The following is a 19,238-nucleotide window of genomic DNA, read 5'->3' as shown; positions in this document are numbered from 1 at the left end:
TGTCACGCGATGCCCCAAGTTTTCCCTAATTAGGACAGTAGCCGATCAGCCCTTGGCGACAGCCGCAACTTCGGCCGCGAAATCGGTTTCTTCCTTCTCGATGCCTTCGCCGAGCAGCAGGCGCGCCATGCCCGTCACTTCGATCGGAGCGCCGGCTTCCTTTTCGGCTTCCTTGATCGCAGCGCCGACCGTCAGGTCAGGGTTGATGACGAAAGCCTGCGACAGAAGAGCGACTTCCTCGAAGAACTTGCGCATGCGGCCTTCGACCATCTTCTCGATGATGGCGTCCGGCTTGCCCGAAGCGCGCGACTGCTCGATGAACACATTGCGTTCGCGCTCGGCAACCGCTGCATCGACTTCTTCGGAACGGATGGCAAGCGGGTTGGTGGCGGCAATATGCATGGCGACCTGGCGGCCGATGGCGGTCAGCACGTCCTTGTTGCCGGTCGACTTCAGGGCCACGAGAACGCCGAGCTTGCCGAGGCCTTCAGCAGCGGCATTGTGGACGTAGGTGGCAACGACGCCGTCTTCGACCGACAGAAGTGCTGCACGACGCAGGTTCATGTTCTCGCCGATGGTGGCGATTGCGTCCTTGATGGTGTCGGTGACCGACTTGCCGGTGGCCGGATAGGTCGCAGCACCAATGGCTTCGACAGTGCCGTCCGTCGACAGGGCAACGGCGGAGACGCCGCGCACGATGTCCTGGAAGGCATCGTTGCGGGCCACGAAATCGGTTTCGGAGTTGACTTCAACGACAACCGCCTTGGTACCGGCGCTGGCAATGCCGATCAGGCCTTCGGCGGCGGTACGGCCCGACTTCTTGTCGGCCTTGGCAATGCCCTTGGCGCGCAGCCAGTCGATCGCGGCTTCGATATCGCCGTTGGTCTCGGTCAGCGCCTTTTTGCAGTCCATCATGCCTGCGCCGGACTTTTCGCGCAGTTCTTTTACCAGTGCTGCAGTGATTTCAGCCATTGTTTGCCTCTTGTCGTTTCAAGCGGTACGCCTGCCCTTGCGGATGATGCAGCCGGCGTCCCTGTTTGGGGCACGAAATGTACCCGGATATATGACAACGTGATGAAGATCGGCCATCACGGAAATTTTGATCGTCCCGCTTTGCACAGAAATGTCGGAACGCCCGATAAGATCGGGCCGCCGGGCAGCAGAACTGACGGGCGGCCCGGTCCCATTTCGGGAAGGCGGCGAGCCCTTGAAGGGCTCAGCCGCCAAGCGCGATCAGGCGCTGGCTTCTTCTTCGAGTGCGGGCTCGATCGGAGCTTCGGCGGAAGCGCCGACGTCACGACCGGAAGAGCCCTGCTGACGGGCGATACCGTCGATGGCAGCGCGGGCGATCAGGTCGCAGTAGAACGAGATGGCGCGCGAGGCGTCGTCGTTGCCCGGGATCGGATAGTCGATCAGGTCCGGATCGCAGTTCGAGTCGATGATGGCAACGACCGGGATGCCGAGGCGCTTGGCTTCGTCGATCGCGATCTTTTCCTTGTTGGTGTCGATGATGAACATCAGGTCCGGCGTGCCGCCCATGTCACGGATACCGCCAAGAGCCTTGTCCAGCTTTTCGCGTTCGCGCTCGAGGTTGAGGCGTTCCTTCTTGGTGAAGCCGGAAGCTTCCGAATTCAGGATCTCGTCGAGCTTGCGCAGACGCTGGATCGAATTCGAAATCGTCTTCCAGTTGGTCATCATGCCGCCGAGCCAACGCGAGTTGACATAGTACTGGGCCGAGCGCTTTGCGCTGTCGGCGATCAGTTCGGACGCCTGACGCTTGGTGCCAACGAACAGAACGCGGCCGCCGCGAGCAACGGTGTCGGAGACGACCTGAAGGGCCTTCGACAACATCGGAACGGTCTGTGCCAGGTCGATGATGTGGATGTTGTTGCGATCGCCGAAGATGTACGGCTTCATCTTCGGGTTCCAGCGATGAGTCTGGTGGCCGAAGTGAACGCCAGCTTCCAGAAGCTGACGCATGCTAAAATCGGGCAGTGACATGCCTTTATTCTCCTTTTCCGGTTTAACCCCCGCGTGACAAACAGCATCCTTTTGGGATGCCACCGGGCGGAACGGATCGGATTTCTCCCGAACAGTCCCAAGCCACGCGTGTGGAATGCGGCTGGCCATATAGCCAATCCGACAGGAAATCAAGGCATATTGCCGAACAAATGCGGCCTTGCCGCCGGCAAGCGTCGTCCGGACACAATCACTTGCAGCCGGCGGCCTCGAGCATCTCAAGCTGGGCGAGCCGACCGCTGAGCACGATATCGCCGTAGTCCAGCGTCAGGTCGCGGGTGACACCATTGTCGTAGAGCTTGAAGGACTGGGTATAGACCGGCAGCTGGTCGCCGATCGCCTTGTCGTCGAAATAGGCAATCGAGACCGGCCAGTAGGATGCGCCGGCCAGCGTCTTTTCGACGATACCGGTCTTATCGCCACCCTTCGAGGCTTCCAACCGCCCGACGATCGTCGTGGTCAGGTAGCTCTTGTCGCCATCCTCCGTACCGTCGAAGATGCGCGCCTCGAAGAACCGCGCGCCTTTGCGGGCCTGGCGGATCAGGTCGACCATATGCGCGGCCGGAAATTTGGCGTCGGCAAGTTCGACATTGCGCGAGGCCGGTTCCTTCAACTCGACCTTGATGCCGCTGCCGGCCACCACCGCCGCGCCCCGGACGCCCTTGTCGAGCTTGTCGTCGGTGTAGGATTTCGAATCGAAATCGAATCGGCGCGTCACCAGGTCCTCGAAGGTCTTGATCTGCTGGTCGGTCACGCTGACCTCTTCGCCGCTCTCGATCTCGGTCACGAATCGGAAGCTGGTCGTATAGCCCGTGCATTGCGAGCCGTTGAATTCATAGACCATGCGGCCGCGCATGCTTTCGATGCCGGACTGTTCCGAGGCTTCCTTGAGCTCGATATCATAGATGGCACGATGCGGCGCCAGACCTTGCGCCGCGACAGGAGCTGCAAGCCCGGATGCCGGGCCGACGGCAGCGGCAGAAAGGGCCAGAACAGCGGCAAAGCTCGACCGCAGCATTCAATATCTCCTGTTGGTTCGGCCTTTGATGCTATATGAACAGTCGGGGCAAAAGCGAGGCGCGATTGCCTTGAATGCAATATTCCTACCAGTTTTACAATCAATCCGGGATGCGAAAATGTCCGATACCATCGATAGCCGCCTGAGCGCGCTGGGCGTCACTCTGCCCGTGGCAGCAGCGCCTGCCGCAAACTATGTTCCTTACGTCATCAGCGGCAATCTGCTCTATCTCTCCGGCCAGTTGCCGATGGAAAACGGCAAGATCGCCGTGACGGGAATCGTCGGCCAGGACGTCGAATTGTCCGCTGCCCAGCGCGCCGCCGAACTGTGCGCGATCAACATTCTCGCTCAAGCAAAAGCCGCCCTGGACGGCAAGCTGGAGCGCATCGTCCGGGTCATCAAGCTGAACGGCTTCGTCGCCTCCGCGCCGACCTTTACCGAACAGCACCTGGTCCTCAACGGCGCCTCGAACCTGATCGCCGCCGTGCTGGGCGAGGCCGGCAAGCATGCGCGCGCCGCCGTCGGCATGGCCGCCCTGCCGCTCAATGCCGCCGTCGAGATCGACGCCATCATCGAGATCGCCCTATGACCGACCTCTCCTGGCTGACGGCCCAGCCGATCGCCCATCGCGGCTTCCACGACTGCAACAAGACCGTATGGGAAAACACGCTTTCCGCCTTCGCACGCGCCATCGATGCCGGTTTTGCCATCGAATGCGACCTGCAATATGCCTCCGACGGCGTGCCGGTCGTCTTCCACGATGACGACATGGAGCGGCTGTGCGGCATCAAGGGCGACGTGCGGGCCAAGACCTCGGGCGAACTGAAGCTCATGTCGGTCGGCGCGACCGCCGACAAGATCCCGACGCTCAGGCAATTGCTGGACCTGACCAAGGGCCGCGTGCCGCTGGTCCTCGAACTGAAAGGCCGCGGCGCCGACGACGAAGGCTTTGCCGAAGACGTGCTTGAGGTGTTGAAGGGCTATCAGGGGCCGGTGGCGCTGATGAGCTTCGATGCTCATCTGCTGAAAGACCTGAAGGCCCAGGATTGCCCTTATCCCGTCGGCCTGACGGCGGAAGGCATCAAGCCGGAAGACTTCGTTGCCCATGAAAAGGCCATGAAGCTCGGGCTCGACTTCATCTCCTATGCCGTGGCCCATCTGCCCAACAGCTTCATCACCGCCGAGCGCGCCCGCGGCATTCCGGTGATTACCTGGACCGTGCGCGACGAACCGATGCGTGCCCGGACCTATGAGCATGCCGACCAGATGACATTCGAGGGTTTCGACCCGAGGGAGAGCCAGACCGCGACCGCATGAGACAAGACGTCACCATCCGCATCGAGCGATCCTTCAAGACCATCCCGGCAGACCGCTGGGCGACGCTTTCGGGCGCCGCCACGCGGTCTTCCTCGCCCTACAATCCGTTCAACTCCCACGCCTATCTGTCGTCGCTGGAGGAATCAGGCTCGGCGACGCTGGAAACCGGCTGGCTCGGCCATCACCTGCTGATGGAGAACGCGGCGGGTGACCTGCTCGGCGCCCTGCCCTGCTACATGAAGAACCACAGCCGCGGCGAATATGTCTTCGACCAGGGCTGGGCCGATGCCTTTGAACGGGCCGGCGGCAGCTATTATCCCAAGCTGCAATGTTCCATTCCCTTCACGCCCGCCACCGGGCCGCGGCTGATGGTGGCAGACGGCCAGGACATGCGCTCGACCCAGGCGCTACTGGCGGCAGGTCTCCAGCAGGTGACGCGCGAGCTGAAGATCTCCTCGGCCCATGCCACCTTCCTGCCCGACAACGAACTCTACGCCTTCGAGGATGCCGGCTTCCTGCACCGCACCGACCAGCAGTTTCACTTCATCAATCAGGGCTATGCCGATCACGAGGCCTTCCTCGAGACGCTGGCATCGCGCAAGCGCAAGGCCCTGCGCAAGGAACGCCGCGCCGCGCTCGAAAACGGCTTGTCGATCGACTGGCTGACCGGCAAGGACCTGACCGAGGAGATCTGGGACCAGTTCTTCGCCTTCTACATGGACACCGGCAGCCGCAAATGGGGCAAGCCATACCTGACGCGGGCCTTCTATTCCCTGGTCGGCGAACGCATGGCCGATGACATTCTGCTGGTCATGGCCAAACGCAATGGCCGCTATGTCGCCGGCGCCATCAATTTCATCGGCTCCGATGCGCTCTATGGCCGGCACTGGGGCTGTATCGAGGACCATCCTTTCCTGCATTTCGAGGTCTGTTACCATCAGGCCATCGACTTCGCGTTATCCAGAGGCCTGAAGCGCGTCGAGGCCGGCGCGCAGGGCGAACACAAGCTGGCGCGCGGCTACCAGCCCGTCACCACCCATTCCGCCCATTTCATCGCCCATCCCGGACTGCGCAATGCGATTGCCGATTATCTGCAGCGCGAGCGCGAAGAGGTCGAGCAGATCGGCGAATACCTGAGCGAGCATACGCCCTTCCGCAAAGGCGAACGTCAGCAGCAGGACGAAGACTGACGAAGCCTTGATCCAGGGCTGCGTGAAGCCGTATGTAGAGCCGAAAACGAGGAGACATCCGATGACAAGCAGCGCCTACGACCCCAACAACATCTTCGCCAAGATCCTGAAAGGCGAGATCCCCTCCGTCAAGCTCTACGAGGACGAGGACACGCTGGCTTTCATGGATGTCATGCCGCAGGCGCCCGGCCATCTGCTGGTCATCCCCAAGATCGGCTCGCGCAACCTGCTGGATGCCGATCCGGCGGTTCTGGCCAAACTGCTTCCCGTGGTGCAGAAGCTGGCCGTGGCAGCCAAGGAGGCCTTCGAGGCCGATGGCGTCTATGTCGCGCAGTTCAACGAACCGGCGGCCGGCCAGACGGTCTACCACCTGCATTTCCACGTCGTGCCGCGCCATGAAGGCCTGCCCCTGAAGCCGCATTCCGGCACGATGGAAGACATTGCCGTGCTGACGGCTCATGCCGAGAAGATCAAGGCAGCGCTTTAAGCGCTATTGGACGTCGAGCCCGTAAAGCCCGGCGACCAGCAGCAGCAGCGAGACCCCGACACCGACCGCCACGCGCTGGCCAGCCAGAAGGAAGGCCACGAAACCCAGGCCCGCCGCCGCCAGGCGCAGCCACAGCGGCGAAGCTTCCAGTGTGCCGCTCGGAAAGACGATGAGCTTGGCCGTCACCGCCATGACCAGTGCGGTGGCGACCGCCTTGACCCAGGTGAGGGCCTCGGAATCTTCCCGCAGCCGGTTGCCGGTCACGACCCCCAGCCAGCGCCAGAGATCGGTCGCCAGCCAGCCGGCGACGATGATCACGATATAGGGCCACCACTCGGCAATCATCGCTGAACCTCCCCTTCCGAACGATTGCGTCCGCGTATCGCGAAGCGATCGATCAGATAGGCAAGCGTTCCGCCGCCGATGCCGGCAATCAGGATATCGAGCCCCGGCGTCAGGACTGCAAACAGCGGGCCGGCGACAATGCCGATAGCAAAGGCAATTTTCACCACCGTCTGGCGGGCCGTCGCCCAGATCGAAGCGACGAAATAGACCGGCGTCAGAAAAAACAGCGCGGCGGCGACAAGCGGCGGAAAACTCGCCACGAGGCCATAGCAGAAGGCGACAAGCGCCGTATTGGTGAGCGTCAGCGTCATGCCGAAGCCAGCGAAATAGGCGACCCGGCGCTCGCGCGGCACGGCGCCGATATGCTGCATGGCAAATACCCAGGCGGTGATGGCGATGAAATGCGACAGGAAGAGCAGGACCCAGGTCGGGGTCTTTTCCGTACGGATTTCCGGCATCAGGGACGCCACCATCGGCATCATGCGGATCGACGACAGCGTGACGGCGAGGAAGCAGGCGGCGATATTGGCACCACTGGCCATCATGCCGACCAGGATCATCTTGGCCGGCAGCGCCCAGATGGTCACCGTCATGAATACCGCCTCGCCGCGGGTCAGGCCGGCCTCGAAGGCATAGGCGCTGAAGCCGACAAACGAGACCATCAGGATCAGGGCCGGCAGCGAGAAAATGCCCCCCATGCCGCGCACGAACCAGAAGCCGGCGGAACGCTCTTCGATTTCGACAGACATCGCACTTCCGCAATGAACAAAAAGAAAGTGCCGGGCTTTGACCCGGCACTGATTGTCTCGAAGCCCTTCGGCTTACTTCTTCTTCGGCACCTTGGGCACGGCGCTGCGTTTGCGCGGTGCCTCTGCGTCGGCCTTCGGCTCATCGGCGATTGCCTCAACCACGACGGCCGCCTTGGCTTTCGCCTTGCGCTTCGGCTTGGTGATGGTCGCCAGCTCGTCGTGATCCTCGGCCAGCAGCTCGACTTCCGGCTTCGGCTTGACCGGCTGCGCATCGGAAAACGCTTCCAGATGCAGATCCGTCGATCCGTCATCCTTGGTTACGACGCCGACCTTGACCAGGCCACCCTTCTTCAGCTTGCCGAACAGGATCTCGTTGGCAAGCGGCTTCTTGATGTGTTCCTGGATGACGCGCGACAGCGGCCGCGCACCCATCTTTTCGTCATACCCGCGTTCCGCAAGCCAGGCGATCGCTTCCGGCGACAGGTCGAAGGTGACGCCGCGCTCGGACAGTTGCGCTTCCAGCTGCATCACGAACTTCTGCACGACCTTGTGGATCACGTCGGTCGGCAGCGGTGCGAAGGCGATCGTCGCATCGAGCCGGTTGCGGAATTCCGGCGTGAACAGGCGGTTGAGCGCCTCCTCGTCTTCGCCGGTGCGCTTGGACGAGCCGAAGCCGATGGCGGACTTTGCCATTTCCGACGCGCCCGCATTGGTCGTCATGATCAGGATGACATTGCGGAAGTCGATCTTCTTGCCGTTGTGGTCGGTCAGCGAGCCATGGTCCATGACCTGCAACAGGATGTTGTAGATATCCGGATGGGCCTTCTCGATTTCGTCGAGCAACACCACAGAATGCGGATGCTGGTCGACGCCGTCGGTCAGCAGGCCACCCTGGTCGAAGCCGACATAGCCGGGAGGCGCCCCGAGCAGACGCGAAACCGTATGACGCTCCATGTATTCCGACATGTCGAAGCGCTGCAGTTCGACGCCCAGAGAGGCGGCGAGCTGCTTTGCCACTTCGGTCTTGCCGACGCCGGTCGGACCGGAGAACACATAGCAGCCGATCGGCTTGTTGGGCTCGCGCAAGCCGGCACGCGCCAGCTTGATCGATGTCGACAGGGCTTCGATCGCGGCGTCCTGGCCGTAGACGACCGAGCGCAATTCCTTCTCCAGATTGGCGAGAACCATCTCGTCGTCCTTGGAGACGGTCTTGGCCGGAATGCGGGCCATGGTGGCGATCGTCGCTTCGATTTCCCGCTCGGTGATCAGCTTGCGCCGCTTGGAGGCCGGCAGAAGCATCTGCGCCGCACCGGTCTCGTCGATCACGTCGATCGCCTTGTCCGGCAGCTTGCGGTCGTTGATGTAGCGGGCCGACAGTTCGACGGCCGACTTGATCGCCTCGTTGGAATAGCGAAGCTTGTGATACTCCTCGAAATAGGGCTTCAGGCCCTTCATGATCTCGATCGCATCCTCGATCGACGGCTCGTTGACGTCGATCTTCTGGAAGCGCCGTACCAGCGCCCGGTCCTTTTCGAAGAACTGGCGGTATTCCTTGTAGGTGGTCGAACCGACGCAGCGGATCGCCCCCGACGACAGAGCCGGCTTCAGCAGGTTGGACGCATCCATCGCACCGCCCGACGTCGCACCGGCGCCGATCACCGTATGGATCTCGTCGATGAACAGCACGGCGCCTGGATAGTCCTCAAGTTCCTTGACGACTTGCTTCAAGCGCTCTTCGAAATCGCCACGATAGCGGGTGCCGGCCAGAAGCGTGCCCATGTCGAGCGAGAAGATCGTCGCATCCTTCAACGCGTCGGGCACCTTGCCCTCGACGATGCGCTTGGCCAGACCTTCGGCGATCGCCGTCTTGCCGACGCCGGGATCGCCAACATAGAGCGGATTGTTCTTGGAACGACGGCACAGCACCTGGATGGTGCGGTTCACCTCGTTATGGCGACCGATCAGCGGATCGATGCGGCCGGACTTCGCCTTTTCGTTCAAGTTGACGCAATAGGCCTTCAGGGCTTCCGGCTGTTTCTTGGCCGAGCCCTCGTCCTGTTCGCGCGCCTGCTTGGCATCGCTTTCGCCTTCCTCGACGCCGCGCGGCGTGCGGGTCTGGGTGGTGCCGGGACGCTTGCCGATACCATGCGAAATGTAGTTGACGGCGTCATAGCGGGTCATTTCCTGCTCCTGCAGGAAATAGGCCGCATGGCTTTCGCGCTCGGCGAAGATCGCCACCAGCACATTGGCGCCGGTCACTTCTTCGCGACCGGACGATTGCACGTGGATGACGGCCCGCTGAATGACGCGCTGGAAGCCGGAGGTCGGCTTTGAGTCCTCGTCGTAGCCGGTCACCAGATTGGCGAGTTCGTTGTCGACATAGTCGCTGACGGTCTTGCGCAGCGAGTCGAGATTGACATTGCAGGCACCCATGACCGCAGCCGCATCGGCATCGTCGATCAGAGCCAAAAGCAGATGCTCGAGCGTGGCATATTCGTGATGCCGCTCGTTGGCGTATGTGAGTGCCTGATGGAGGGCCTTTTCGAGGCTGGGAGAAAATGTTGGCACGGTCAATTCCTCATTTCTTTTCCATGACGCATTGCAGCGGGTGCTCGTGCTGCCTGGCGAAATCCATGACTTGGCTTACCTTCGTTTCAGCGACTTCGTAGGTAAACACGCCGCACTCCCCCACCCCGTGGTTGTGCACATGCAGCATGATACGTGTCGCCGCTTCCCGGTCCTTCTGGAAAAAACGCTCCAGAATATGGATGACGAAATCCATCGGCGTGTAATCGTCATTGAGAATCAGAACGCGGTACAAATTGGGTTTCTTGGTCTTGGCCTTGGTGCGCGTGATGACGGAGGTGCCGCGATTGGCATTGTCTCCGTCCTGCTGGTTTTGCATTAAGACCGGTTCGGCGATCATTTCAGTCTATTCTCCAATCGTCCAGCCCAGCCATTGATGAAAGGCGATTCTCCCAGGCGAACGCTCAGTCCACTAAGGTAGTTCATTCTGCGGTGATTTTAAGCCCCCTGCGGCGCAGTGCAAACAGAATTGCATCCGCAGGCCCGACAAAGCCCGCAAAACCGCCCCAAACGGCGCAAAATAAAAGGACCGGTCACGCTGCCGCGACCGGTCCCCAGCATTTCTGCCGAAATGAGTGGCTGTAAATGCCTCAGGCGGCAGTCGACATGGTCATGCCGGTCGACTTGGCGATCGGCGCTTCGTACGGCTTGTAAACGGTCTTGGCGAGATCGGCATACATTTCGCTCATCTTGGTCGCCTCGGAAACGAAGGTCTCGTAGGATGACTTCATATAGCCCGACTGCAGTTCCAGGGCCGTCTCGACGCTCTTGACGCCCGACAGGGATTCCATGAAGGACGTCAGGTCCTGAAACGACTTCTTCGAGTATTCAGAGGCCTCGGCGGCGATCGCCTGGAAGCCTTTCGCCACCTCCGAATAGCTCTTCATCATGGTGTCCATGGCTTCCTTGCCCTTCTTGTTGGCTTCATCGAAATTGAACATGCCAGCACTCCTTCTGCCCAGTTGAAGTGCTAATACAGATAGCAATTGCACAAAAAATGTCAATTGTTTTTGTGCGCTGCACTATCGCCCAGTGGTTGCATTTTTGACCAAAAGCAAGGGCTGGCACCGTGGTGCCAGCCCTTTCGCATTGTTATCGAAAAGATATATCAGCAGCCGGAGACAACCGAAGGCTTAACCCATGCCACGCAAATAATGCGTAGCGATTTTGCGATAGGAAAGCGCAGGACTTAAAGATCGACGTCCAGGATGGCCATCGAAAAATTGAACGACAGATCGCCATCTTCATCGTCGCGGAAGACGATGCCGAGAAATTCGTCTCCGAGGTAGACTTCGGCGGAATCGTCCTTGCGAGGCCGCGCCTTCACCACCATGGTCGAACCGAACATGCGCTTGAAATAGGCATCCAGTTTCTTGATTTCTTCTGGTTTCACGAGAATTCTCCATCCGCGATTCAAATCGCGCCGCTTGTCGCATGGGCTAAACCCGCCTGTAAAGACGGCCAGGGACATTCTCGTCGTCTTGAACTCAGCCCTGAAGCTTCTGGTCCATCGAGTCCTGCAGCATCTGGTCCATCGACCGGGCCGGCTCGGCACAGCCGGCCTCGCCCACCACCCGTGCGGGCACCCCGGCGACCGTCGTGCATTTGGGAACGGGTTTCAGCACGACCGAACCGGCAGCGATACGAGAGCAACTGCCCACTTCGATGTTCCCCAAGACCTTCGCGCCGGCCCCGATCAGAACGCCGTCGCCGATCTTCGGATGGCGGTCGCTGCCCTCCTTGCCGGTTCCGCCCAGCGTCACCCCGTGCAAGATCGAGACATTGTCGCCGATCCGCGCCGTTTCACCGACCACCAGGCCGGTCGCATGGTCGAGGAAAATGCCTTTGCCGATCCGGGCGGCCGGATTGATGTCGGTCTGAAAGATGTTCGATGAACGGCTCTGCAGGTAGAGAGCGAAATCGCGCCGCCCGCAGCTCCAAAGCCAATGCGCCAGCCGATGAGTCTGGATCGCATGGAAACCCTTGAAATAGAGGACCGGTTCCAGGAAGCGGGTGCAGGCGGGGTCTCGGTCATAGACCGCCTGGATGTCGACCCGAAGAATGGCACTCCACTCCGACCAGTCCGCCGACATCTCCTCAAAGGCCTGACGCAGCACGGTCGCCGGAACGTCGCTGTGATCGAGACGCTCGCAGATCCGGTAGATGACGCACTCCTCCAACGATCGATGACTGAGCACGGTCGAATGGAAGAAGGCCGCCAGCATCGGATCACGATCAGCCGCGACGCGCGCCTCGTTCTTCACGCTGTCCCAGATCGGGTCCATCGACTTGACGTGCTCGCCAAGCAGGTATTCGGTCTTTGCGGCCATCGTCGATCTCCTCAAGTGGGCAACGGTTCTATTATATAGAGTATCCTTGAAACAACATAAATGGGCCAATTGCCAATGAAGCACACATGCGATTTCGCCGGGGGCGCCCTTCGCGCCGCCAGCCAAGACGGCGGCGGTGTTCTGGTCATCGACAATCCGCAACGCAAGAACGCGCTGTCGGCGGCCATGTGGCGGGCTATCCCCGAAGCGATCCATTGGTTGACGGCCGATGGCCGGGCGCGCGCCATCGTGCTGACTGGTGCCGGGCACCAGGATTTCAGCGCCGGTGCCGATATTTCCGAGTTTCCCGCAGTGCGCAAGGATGCCGCCACCGCCCGCGTCTATGAGGCGCAGAACAGTGCCGCCTTTGCCGCCATCCGCGATGCGCGCGTACCGGTGATCGCCGCCATTCGCGGCATCTGCTACGGCGGCGGTTTTGGACTGGCGGCCGCCTGCGACATCCGCATCGCCGACGAGACCGCCATCTTTGCCGTGCCCGCCGCCCGGCTGGGCCTTGCCTATCCGGCCGATGCCATCCAGGATTTCGTCCAGTCGCTTGGGATCCAGCTAACTCGCAAGGCGCTGTTCACCGGCCAGCCGATGAAGGCAGCGGAATTGCTCAGCAGCGGCTTCCTGCTCGAACTGGTGGCAGCAGACGCACTCGATGCCGCCGCCTTTTCGCTGGCCCAGACCATCGCCGAGAATGCACCTCTGTCGGTCCAGGCTTCGAAGCTGGCCCTGCGCGCCGCCCTGCAGCACGACGACGACCTGCTGCGCGAGGCCGAAGTGATCGGTGCCGCCACCTTCGACAGTGCCGACTACGCCGAAGGCCGCGCCGCTTTTACCGAACGTCGCAAGCCGGTTTTCACCGGTCGCTGACGGGCGTGATCGATGGACAGGTGCGCCGGCGGTCGGCTCAGTTGCCGACCTCCCGATAGAATTCGAGCACCGCCTTCTTGAACACTCGATCACCGACGGCCAGCATGTGGTCGCGGTCCGGAATATCGATGGCCGTCGCATGGGGCATCAGCGCCGCCAGCTCCTGCCCGGACCCGGCAATATCGTCCTTGGTGCCGACCGCGATCAGCGTCGGCAGGTCCACCTTGGCGATATCGGCACGGTCGACTAGAACCCTCGACGTCTGAATGCAGGCGGCCAGCGCAAAACGGTCGCTGCGGGTCTGTTCGGCAAAGGCGCGAAACATGCGGCCACGCTCATGAGTGACGTCGGACAGCGACGGCGCCAGCAGCGCCTCGGCGATCGGATCCCAGTCGCCGACCCCGTCGCAAAGACCGATGCCAAGGCCGCCCAGCACAAGCGAACGCAGGCGGTGCGGATGCTCCATGGCCATGAAAGCCGAGATGCGGGCGCCCATGGAATAGCCCATGACATGGGCCCGGTCGATGCCGAGATGAGTGAGCAGAGCCGCCGCATCCGCCGCCATCAGCGAGGGATAATAGGCATCGGCATCATGGGGCCGGTCGCTGGCTCCATGGCCGCGATTGTCGATTCCGATCACCCGGTAGCCGGCATCACCCAGGGTCTTCAGCCATCCCGGATGAACCCAGTTGACTACCGCCGTCGAGGCGAAGCCGTGGATCAGCAGCACCGGCAGGCCGAGCGGGTCTCCTTCGTCGAAATAGGCCAGTTGCAGCCCATCGTGGTAAAAGAGGGAAAACGCCGGTGCTGTCAGGTTCATCAGGTCGATCCGCATGCAAGGAGAGGGAAGAAGAAGCGTTGGCCGGCACAATATTGATTGATGCCCTGCGGTCAAACCCCGCAGCCCACGATTTTCTGTGGGTTCATCCTGTGTTTGGCTCTACACATTTTAAAGGAACGGCGATAATGTCCGCCGCAACAATGAAGCATTCGGAGACGCACGCATGGCCGGCCATACCATTCCCCACTTCCAGAACGACGGCGGGCACCAGGTCATCGAAATCGGCGTCAAGGAGTTCATGTGCACGGGCGCATCCGCGCCCTTCGATCATCCGCACATCTTCATCGACCTTGGCCACGACACCGAAAAGGTCTGTTCCTACTGCTCGACGCTCTACCGCTACAATGGGGCGCTGAAGGCCGAACAAACCAATCCGCCGGGCTGCATCTTCCACATCAAGGCCGCCTGACCCGTCAGCCATTGCGATTGGCAAGATCATGTCCATCAAGACCGCGGTGATTGTCGGCGCCGGCATGGCCGGCCTGACCGCCGCCCTGTCGCTTGCACGGCATGGAATTTCGTCTCATATTTTCGAGCAGGCACCCCAGCTCGGCGAGGTCGGCGCCGGTTTGCAGATGTCTCCCAATGCATCGCGGATCCTGCGCCAGCTCGGCGTCCTGGAAGAGCTCGAACAGCACTGGTTCGAGCCGGACCACATCCGTCTCGTTTCGGGCGTATCGCTCAAATCCTTGGCCTCCATTCCGGCCGGAACCTTTGCCCGTGAACGCTGGGGAGCCCCTTACGGCGTCGTCCACCGCGCCACCTTGCAGCAGGCCTTGCTGACCGCGGTGCTGCGCAACCCGCTCTGCCGGCTCGACCTCGGGCATCGGATAGAGACGGCGGCCGCCGACCAGATGCTCGCTGACATGCCGGGTTCGCCCGACCTGCTGGTGGGCGCCGACGGCGCATGGTCGCGTCTGCGAGCCCGCATTCCCGGCAGCCCGAGCGTTGCCTTTTCCGGCAACATCGCCTGGCGTTTCACCATTCCCGGCGACCAGGCGCCGGCCTTTCTGGACAGGCACAGCGTTACCGCCTTTCTCGGACCGCGGACCCATCTGGTCTGCTATCCCTTGAAGGAGATCGGCGGCTTCAACATCGTGGCGATCGCCGCCGGCATTAGCCCGGGAGAGACCTTCCTTGCCGAGGGGACAACGGCCCAGCGCGCCGGGCTGGCCGGTCAATTCAGTGGTTGGAATCGGGAAATCCGCGACCTGCTCGACCTTGCCGAGCGCCCCAACCTCTGGCCGCTCTATCAGGCGAGGCCAGGTCGCTGGCAAAACGGCAGGGATACGGTGCTGATCGGCGATGCGGCCCATGCGATGATGCCCTTTGCCGCCCAGGGTGCGGCCATGGCCATCGAGGATGCGTTCGAACTTTCCGGGTTTGTCGCCACGCAGCCCCTGCCCCAGGCGCTTGCCGCCTACGAAAGCGTCCGGCAGGCCCGCGCCGCGCGGGTGCGCAACCGCGGCGCCTTCAACAAATTCGCCTATCACGCCCGCGGCCCGATCCGGCTCGGGCGTGATCTCGTCCTGTCGCTGCGCTCGCCGCAGAGCCTGGCCAAGGATCTGGACTGGCTCTACGGCTATCGCGCCAAAGGCTGAGATCAGATGGCCGCGGCCGCGGCAAAGCCGCCTTCAAGATCGGCGACGATATCCTCGACATTTTCCAGGCCGATCTGCAGCCGGATCACCGGTCCGTCGGTCGGCGCCTTGCAGATCCGGCGGTCGTCAAGATTGACCATCACCGCCAGGCTCTCGTAGCCGCCCCAGGAATAACCCAGCCCGAAAATACGCAGCGCATCCAGGAACGCCCGCGCCTTCGGCTTGAATTGTGTCGGTTCGTCGACGGCAAGCACGAAGGAAAAGATGCCGCTCGCCCCCTTGAAGTCGCGCTTCCAGATCTCGTGTCCCGGAAAGCTCGGCAGCGCCGGATGCAGCACGCGGGCGACATCGCGGTGGCCTTCCAGCCAGCTGGCAACCGACAGGGCGCTTCTGTTATGATGCTCCAGCCGCAGGTTCATGGTGCGCAGGCCGCGCAGGATCTGGTAGGAATCGTCCGGCGTGCCGCAGATGCCGAGCGTGATATTGGCTTCCTGCAACCGCTGCCAGTGCTTGGCATTGGCCGAAACCGTGCCCATCAGGATATCGGAATGGCCCGAGGGATATTTCGTCGCCGCATGCATGGAAATATCGACGCCGAAATCGAGCGGCCGGAAATAGAGCGGCGTGGCCCAGGTATTGTCCATGGTGACGACGCAGCCGTGCCTGTGGGCGGCGGCCGAAATCGCGCCGATATCCTGCATCTCGAACGTGTTGGACGCCGGCGCCTCGGTATGCACCAGTCTGGTATTCGGCTTGATCAGCGCCTCGATCCCGGCACCCACCGTCGGATCGTAATATTCGACCTCGACGCCGAGCCGCGTCAGCATGGTGTCGCAGAAATGCCGGCAGGGCGAATAGACCGAATCGACGATCAGCGCATGGTCACCCGGCGACAGGAACGCCAGGAACGGCACGGTAATCGCGGCAAGGCCCGAAGGGACGAGGATCGTGCCCGCCGAACCTTCCAACTCGTCGATCGCCTCGCATAGCGCATCGGTGGTCGGTGTTCCACGGGTTCCGTAAGTGTATTTCTGTCCCCGCGTCTCCATCGTCTTGACGTTGGGAAACAGCACCGTCGAAGCATGCACGACCGGCGGATTGACGAAACCGTGATAGCTCGACGGGTCGTAACCGATATGGCAAAGCCGCGTATCCGTGCCGGCGCCGGCCAGCAGTTCTTTCCTGTCTTTCATTTTGTAAGATGGCCTTTCATGGCGAGGTTCGAAGCCCGATTTGTGACGGCCCGTGCCAGTCAGGTCAAGCCTTGTCTGGACTGTTCGGCACGGTTGAAATCGCTGTCCAAAGCGCTTGCAAACGTCCTTTTTTTAATCAAAGCCGTGACTAATTCAACATTTTCTGCCTGTTTTTCAACCGCTTTTTCCGAATTTATCCGTTTCGCCTCAATTATCGGCATCAACACTTGACCCTGCGTCCATTTAAGACTGTGATAGGCCTGCTCGCACCGGGAGGGCCGCGAGCAGGCAGGTGGCTGGGCTTTGGCCCGTATTGGTCGCCGTCGAATGGAAAAGAAAACAGTTAAAAGGTTGGGAAAAATGAACAATAAGCTCCTGTCAGCCGCCTTGGGCGCTGCGGTCCTGGGATTTGGCGCATCGGCTGCATCTGCTGCCACCCTTGACGACGTGAAGGCTAAAGGCTTCGTACAATGCGGCGTGAACACCGGTCTTGCCGGCTTCGCCTCGCCCGACGCTTCCGGCAACTGGACCGGTTTCGACGTCGACTACTGCAAGGCCATTGCCGCTGCAGTCTTCGGCGACGCGACCAAGGTCAAGTATACCCCGACGACCGCCCAGAGCCGCTTTACCGCCCTGCAGTCGGGCGAAGTCGATGTGCTGGTGCGTAACACCACCTGGACCATCAGCCGCGACACAGCGCTCGGCTTCAACTTCCGCACCGTCAACTATTATGACGGCCAGGGCTTCATGGTTCCGAAGAACCTCAACGTGAAGTCGGCTCTCGAACTGTCCGGCGCTGCCGTTTGCGTCCAGTCCGGCACCACCACCGAACTGAACCTCGCCGACTACTTCAAGGCCAACAACCTTCAGTACAACCCGGTCGTCTTCGAAAAGCTCGAAGAAGTGAATGCCGCCTACCAGGCCGGCCGTTGCGACGTTTACACCACCGACCAGTCGGGCCTGTATTCGATCCGCCTGACGCTGTCCAACCCTGACGAGCACATCGTCCTGCCGGAAATCATCTCCAAGGAGCCGCTTGGCCCGGCCGTCCGCCAGGGCGACGACAAGTGGTTCGACATCGTTTCCTGGACGCAGTATGCCATGGTGCAGGCTGAAGAGTTCGGCGTAACCCAGGCCAATGTCGACGAAATGAAGACCTCGACCAACCCGGATATCAAGCGCTTCCTCGGCGCTGAAGCCGACAGCAAGATCGGCACCGACCTCGGCCTGACCAACGACTGGGCCTACAACATCGTCAAAGCCGTCGGCAATTACGGCGAGGTGTTCGAGCGCAACATCGGCGTGAACACGCCGCTGAAGATCGAGCGCGGCCTCAACGCGCTGTGGTCCAAGGGCGGCCTGCAATACGCACCGCCGATCCGCTAAGCATCGGTTAGACAGCAAGGCGGCTTCGGCCGCCTTGTTTGTCTTGAATGTGGGAACAAAAACAAAAAGACCCAAAGTGGTCACAGGGGATAGGGCAACGCATGACAGATCATGCCATTCATGCATCGTCGCAAGGGGCATCCAGAAGCTCCCTGATATACGACCCAAAGGTGCGTAGCATCTTTTTCCAGGTTCTAACCGCCGTGGTGGTTGTTCTGGCCATCTGGACGATCAGCCATAACGTCTCCACCAACCTTGCCCGTTCCAACACCGCATCGGGCTACGGATTCCTGAACGGCCGCGCCGGTTTCGATGTCGGAACGTCGCTGATCCCGTATTCCAGCGATTCGACCTACGGCCGCGCCATCATCGTCGGCCTCCTGAACACGCTGCTGGTCGCCGTCACCGGCATCATCACGGCGACGGTCATCGGCTTCATCATCGGCATCGGTCGCCTGTCGAAGAACTGGCTGGTTGCCAAGCTCTGCACCGTCTATGTCGAGGTGTTCCGCAACATTCCGCCGCTGCTGGTCATTTTCTTCTGGTACAGCGGCGTTCTGTCCTCCTTGCCGCAGGTGCGGGATTCGCTGCAGCTGCCCTTCAACACCTTCCTCAACAATCGCGGCTTCGCCTTCCCGAAGCCGATCTGGGGTGAAGGCAGCTGGGTCATTCCGGCCGCCCTTCTTATCGCCATCGTTGCATCGGTCATCGTTGCCCGCTGGGCCAAGCAGCGCCAGATGAAGACCGGCCAGCAGTTTCATACCGTCTGGACGATCATCGCCCTCGTCATTGGCCTGCCGCTCGTCGCCTTTCTGGCCGTCGGCGCGCCGCTCAGCTTCGATTACCCGATTGCTGGAAAATTCAACCTGACCGGCGGATCGGTCGTCGCGCCGGAATTCGTCGCCCTCTATCTGGCGCTGTCCTTCTACACCGCCGCCTTCATCGCCGAGATCATCCGCGCCGGCATCCGCGGCGTGTCCAAAGGACAAACGGAAGCGGCCTCGGCTCTCGGCCTGCAGCCCACGGCAACCACACGGCTCGTTGTCGTTCCGCAGGCCATGCGCATCATCATCCCGCCGCTGACCAGCCAGTATCTCAATCTCACCAAGAATTCCTCGCTGGGCGTTGCGGTCGGCTTTCCCGAACTGGTGTCAACCGGCGGCACGACGATGAACCAGACGGGCCAGGCCATCGAAATCGTCTCGATCTGGCTGGTCGTTTATCTGACCATCAGCATCGCCACATCGCTGTTCATGAACTGGTTCAATGCCAAGATGGCCCTGGTGGAGAGATAAAC

General features: G+C 61.3%; 22 protein-coding genes. 9 read left to right on the top strand and 13 right to left on the bottom strand.

The window, feature by feature from the left end:
- Positions 1–45 precede the first annotated feature (45 nt).
- The 3 genes from tsf to HFC70_RS08845 all read right to left on the bottom strand — a co-directional run bounded on the left by tsf (position 46) and on the right by HFC70_RS08845 (position 3,037).
- Entirely contained in the window at positions 46–972 is a 927-nt protein-coding gene (gene tsf / locus HFC70_RS08855) for a translation elongation factor Ts (protein ID WP_168472862.1), read from the bottom strand.
- Between the two features lie 261 nt (positions 973–1,233).
- Entirely contained in the window at positions 1,234–2,001 is a 768-nt protein-coding gene (gene rpsB / locus HFC70_RS08850) for a 30S ribosomal protein S2 (RefSeq protein WP_168472898.1), read from the bottom strand.
- Between the two features lie 208 nt (positions 2,002–2,209).
- Positions 2,210–3,037 (bottom strand): cell envelope integrity EipB family protein, encoded by an 828-nt coding sequence (locus HFC70_RS08845; protein ID WP_168472861.1) that lies wholly within the window; start codon positions 3,035–3,037, stop codon positions 2,210–2,212.
- 118 nt (positions 3,038–3,155) lie between these two features.
- Between HFC70_RS08845 and HFC70_RS08840 the strand changes: the two genes are divergently transcribed.
- From HFC70_RS08840 to HFC70_RS08825, 4 genes are all read left to right on the top strand, one after another.
- Entirely contained in the window at positions 3,156–3,626 is a 471-nt protein-coding gene (locus tag HFC70_RS08840; RefSeq protein ID WP_168472860.1) for a RidA family protein, read from the top strand.
- The gene (locus HFC70_RS08835; protein ID WP_168472859.1) at positions 3,623–4,354 is read left to right on the top strand and encodes a glycerophosphodiester phosphodiesterase; all 732 of its coding nucleotides are present in this window, start codon (positions 3,623–3,625) and stop codon (positions 4,352–4,354) included. Before HFC70_RS08840 ends, HFC70_RS08835 begins: the two co-directional genes overlap by 4 nt.
- On the top strand, positions 4,351–5,544 hold the full coding sequence (locus HFC70_RS08830) for a GNAT family N-acetyltransferase (protein WP_168472858.1): 1,194 nt from the start codon (positions 4,351–4,353) through the stop codon (positions 5,542–5,544). The genes HFC70_RS08835 and HFC70_RS08830 overlap by 4 nt, the downstream gene beginning before the upstream one ends.
- 61 nt (positions 5,545–5,605) lie before the next feature.
- On the top strand, positions 5,606–6,031 hold the full coding sequence (locus tag HFC70_RS08825; RefSeq protein WP_168472857.1) for an HIT family protein: 426 nt from the start codon (positions 5,606–5,608) through the stop codon (positions 6,029–6,031).
- Positions 6,032–6,034: 3 nt separating this feature from the next.
- Here HFC70_RS08825 and HFC70_RS08820 read toward each other — a convergent pair whose 3' ends face one another.
- The 7 genes from HFC70_RS08820 to cysE all read right to left on the bottom strand — a co-directional run bounded on the left by HFC70_RS08820 (position 6,035) and on the right by cysE (position 12,041).
- Positions 6,035–6,376, bottom strand: coding sequence for an AzlD domain-containing protein (locus tag HFC70_RS08820; protein WP_168472856.1), 342 nt, complete (start codon positions 6,374–6,376; stop codon positions 6,035–6,037).
- Positions 6,373–7,125 (bottom strand): AzlC family ABC transporter permease, encoded by a 753-nt coding sequence (locus tag HFC70_RS08815; RefSeq protein ID WP_246735687.1) that lies wholly within the window; start codon positions 7,123–7,125, stop codon positions 6,373–6,375. Before HFC70_RS08815 ends, HFC70_RS08820 begins: the two co-directional genes overlap by 4 nt.
- Positions 7,126–7,197: 72 nt before the next feature.
- Positions 7,198–9,693 (bottom strand): ATP-dependent Clp protease ATP-binding subunit ClpA, encoded by a 2,496-nt coding sequence (clpA, locus tag HFC70_RS08810; RefSeq protein WP_168472855.1) that lies wholly within the window; start codon positions 9,691–9,693, stop codon positions 7,198–7,200.
- A 10-nt stretch (positions 9,694–9,703) separates the two neighbouring features.
- A complete protein-coding gene (gene clpS, locus HFC70_RS08805) occupies positions 9,704–10,051 on the bottom strand; it encodes an ATP-dependent Clp protease adapter ClpS (RefSeq protein WP_168472854.1) in 348 nt (115 codons plus the stop codon).
- A 250-nt stretch (positions 10,052–10,301) separates the two neighbouring features.
- A complete protein-coding gene (locus tag HFC70_RS08800; RefSeq protein ID WP_168472853.1) occupies positions 10,302–10,652 on the bottom strand; it encodes a phasin family protein in 351 nt (116 codons plus the stop codon).
- Positions 10,653–10,900: 248 nt separating this feature from the next.
- Positions 10,901–11,104 carry a DUF3126 family protein gene (locus HFC70_RS08795; RefSeq protein ID WP_168472852.1) on the bottom strand — a complete coding sequence of 68 codons (204 nt, stop codon included), beginning with the start codon at positions 11,102–11,104 and terminating at the stop codon, positions 10,901–10,903.
- Between the two features lie 94 nt (positions 11,105–11,198).
- Positions 11,199–12,041, bottom strand: a complete 843-nt coding sequence (gene cysE / locus HFC70_RS08790; RefSeq protein ID WP_168472851.1) for a serine O-acetyltransferase — start codon at positions 12,039–12,041, stop codon at positions 11,199–11,201.
- A gap of 75 nt (positions 12,042–12,116) precedes the next feature.
- Here cysE and HFC70_RS08785 point away from each other — a divergent pair, with 75 nt between their 5' ends.
- The gene (locus tag HFC70_RS08785) at positions 12,117–12,920 is read left to right on the top strand and encodes an enoyl-CoA hydratase-related protein (RefSeq protein WP_168472850.1); all 804 of its coding nucleotides are present in this window, start codon (positions 12,117–12,119) and stop codon (positions 12,918–12,920) included.
- A 37-nt stretch (positions 12,921–12,957) separates the two neighbouring features.
- Here HFC70_RS08785 and HFC70_RS08780 read toward each other — a convergent pair whose 3' ends face one another.
- Positions 12,958–13,740, bottom strand: a complete 783-nt coding sequence (locus HFC70_RS08780) for an alpha/beta fold hydrolase (protein ID WP_168472849.1) — start codon at positions 13,738–13,740, stop codon at positions 12,958–12,960.
- Between the two features lie 184 nt (positions 13,741–13,924).
- Here HFC70_RS08780 and HFC70_RS08775 point away from each other — a divergent pair, with 184 nt between their 5' ends.
- Positions 13,925–14,170 carry a zinc-finger domain-containing protein gene (locus HFC70_RS08775; protein WP_168472848.1) on the top strand — a complete coding sequence of 82 codons (246 nt, stop codon included), beginning with the start codon at positions 13,925–13,927 and terminating at the stop codon, positions 14,168–14,170.
- Between the two features lie 28 nt (positions 14,171–14,198).
- Positions 14,199–15,362 carry an FAD-dependent monooxygenase gene (locus HFC70_RS08770; RefSeq protein WP_168472847.1) on the top strand — a complete coding sequence of 388 codons (1,164 nt, stop codon included), beginning with the start codon at positions 14,199–14,201 and terminating at the stop codon, positions 15,360–15,362.
- A 2-nt stretch (positions 15,363–15,364) separates the two neighbouring features.
- On the opposite strand, the gene HFC70_RS08765 is transcribed toward HFC70_RS08770, so the two are convergent.
- Together HFC70_RS08765 and HFC70_RS26775 are read right to left on the bottom strand one after the other, a co-directional pair.
- Positions 15,365–16,555 carry a cystathionine beta-lyase gene (locus HFC70_RS08765; RefSeq protein WP_168472846.1) on the bottom strand — a complete coding sequence of 397 codons (1,191 nt, stop codon included), beginning with the start codon at positions 16,553–16,555 and terminating at the stop codon, positions 15,365–15,367.
- 59 nt (positions 16,556–16,614) lie between these two features.
- The gene (locus tag HFC70_RS26775) at positions 16,615–16,776 is read right to left on the bottom strand and encodes a hypothetical protein (RefSeq protein WP_210259191.1); all 162 of its coding nucleotides are present in this window, start codon (positions 16,774–16,776) and stop codon (positions 16,615–16,617) included.
- A 139-nt stretch (positions 16,777–16,915) separates the two neighbouring features.
- Between HFC70_RS26775 and HFC70_RS08755 the strand changes: the two genes are divergently transcribed.
- Both HFC70_RS08755 and HFC70_RS08750 read left to right on the top strand, forming a co-directional pair.
- Entirely contained in the window at positions 16,916–17,941 is a 1,026-nt protein-coding gene (locus tag HFC70_RS08755; protein WP_168472844.1) for an amino acid ABC transporter substrate-binding protein, read from the top strand.
- Between the two features lie 101 nt (positions 17,942–18,042).
- Positions 18,043–19,236 (top strand): amino acid ABC transporter permease, encoded by a 1,194-nt coding sequence (locus tag HFC70_RS08750; protein ID WP_168472843.1) that lies wholly within the window; start codon positions 18,043–18,045, stop codon positions 19,234–19,236.
- The last annotated feature ends 2 nt before the right edge of the window (positions 19,237–19,238 follow it).

The organism is Agrobacterium sp. a22-2, from assembly GCF_012276985.1.
Taxonomy (GTDB): Bacteria; Pseudomonadota; Alphaproteobacteria; order Rhizobiales; family Rhizobiaceae; genus Allorhizobium.
The sequence above is the reverse complement of the archived record's forward strand: the minus strand, read 5'-3'. Positions and strand labels throughout refer to the sequence as shown.

Excerpts from the sequence above, each read along its gene's own strand:
- tsf (WP_168472862.1), bottom strand. The coding sequence starts at position 972 with ATGGCTGAAATCACTGCAGCACTGGTAAAAGAACTGCGCGAAAAGTCC.
- rpsB (WP_168472898.1), bottom strand. The coding sequence starts at position 2,001 with ATGTCACTGCCCGATTTTAGCATGCGTCAGCTTCTGGAAGCTGGCGTT.
- HFC70_RS08845 (WP_168472861.1), bottom strand. The coding sequence starts at position 3,037 with ATGCTGCGGTCGAGCTTTGCCGCTGTTCTGGCCCTTTCTGCCGCTGCC.
- HFC70_RS08840 (WP_168472860.1), top strand. The coding sequence starts at position 3,156 with ATGTCCGATACCATCGATAGCCGCCTGAGCGCGCTGGGCGTCACTCTG.
- HFC70_RS08835 (WP_168472859.1), top strand. The coding sequence starts at position 3,623 with ATGACCGACCTCTCCTGGCTGACGGCCCAGCCGATCGCCCATCGCGGC.
- HFC70_RS08830 (WP_168472858.1), top strand. The coding sequence starts at position 4,351 with ATGAGACAAGACGTCACCATCCGCATCGAGCGATCCTTCAAGACCATC.
- HFC70_RS08825 (WP_168472857.1), top strand. The coding sequence starts at position 5,606 with ATGACAAGCAGCGCCTACGACCCCAACAACATCTTCGCCAAGATCCTG.
- HFC70_RS08820 (WP_168472856.1), bottom strand. The coding sequence starts at position 6,376 with ATGATTGCCGAGTGGTGGCCCTATATCGTGATCATCGTCGCCGGCTGG.
- HFC70_RS08815 (WP_246735687.1), bottom strand. The coding sequence starts at position 7,125 with ATGTCTGTCGAAATCGAAGAGCGTTCCGCCGGCTTCTGGTTCGTGCGC.
- clpS (WP_168472854.1), bottom strand. The coding sequence starts at position 10,051 with ATGATCGCCGAACCGGTCTTAATGCAAAACCAGCAGGACGGAGACAAT.
- HFC70_RS08800 (WP_168472853.1), bottom strand. The coding sequence starts at position 10,652 with ATGTTCAATTTCGATGAAGCCAACAAGAAGGGCAAGGAAGCCATGGAC.
- cysE (WP_168472851.1), bottom strand. The coding sequence starts at position 12,041 with ATGGCCGCAAAGACCGAATACCTGCTTGGCGAGCACGTCAAGTCGATG.
- HFC70_RS08785 (WP_168472850.1), top strand. The coding sequence starts at position 12,117 with ATGAAGCACACATGCGATTTCGCCGGGGGCGCCCTTCGCGCCGCCAGC.
- HFC70_RS08780 (WP_168472849.1), bottom strand. The coding sequence starts at position 13,740 with ATGAACCTGACAGCACCGGCGTTTTCCCTCTTTTACCACGATGGGCTG.
- HFC70_RS08775 (WP_168472848.1), top strand. The coding sequence starts at position 13,925 with ATGGCCGGCCATACCATTCCCCACTTCCAGAACGACGGCGGGCACCAG.
- HFC70_RS08770 (WP_168472847.1), top strand. The coding sequence starts at position 14,199 with ATGTCCATCAAGACCGCGGTGATTGTCGGCGCCGGCATGGCCGGCCTG.
- HFC70_RS08765 (WP_168472846.1), bottom strand. The coding sequence starts at position 16,555 with ATGAAAGACAGGAAAGAACTGCTGGCCGGCGCCGGCACGGATACGCGG.
- HFC70_RS26775 (WP_210259191.1), bottom strand. The coding sequence starts at position 16,776 with ATGCCGATAATTGAGGCGAAACGGATAAATTCGGAAAAAGCGGTTGAA.
- HFC70_RS08755 (WP_168472844.1), top strand. The coding sequence starts at position 16,916 with ATGAACAATAAGCTCCTGTCAGCCGCCTTGGGCGCTGCGGTCCTGGGA.
- HFC70_RS08750 (WP_168472843.1), top strand. The coding sequence starts at position 18,043 with ATGACAGATCATGCCATTCATGCATCGTCGCAAGGGGCATCCAGAAGC.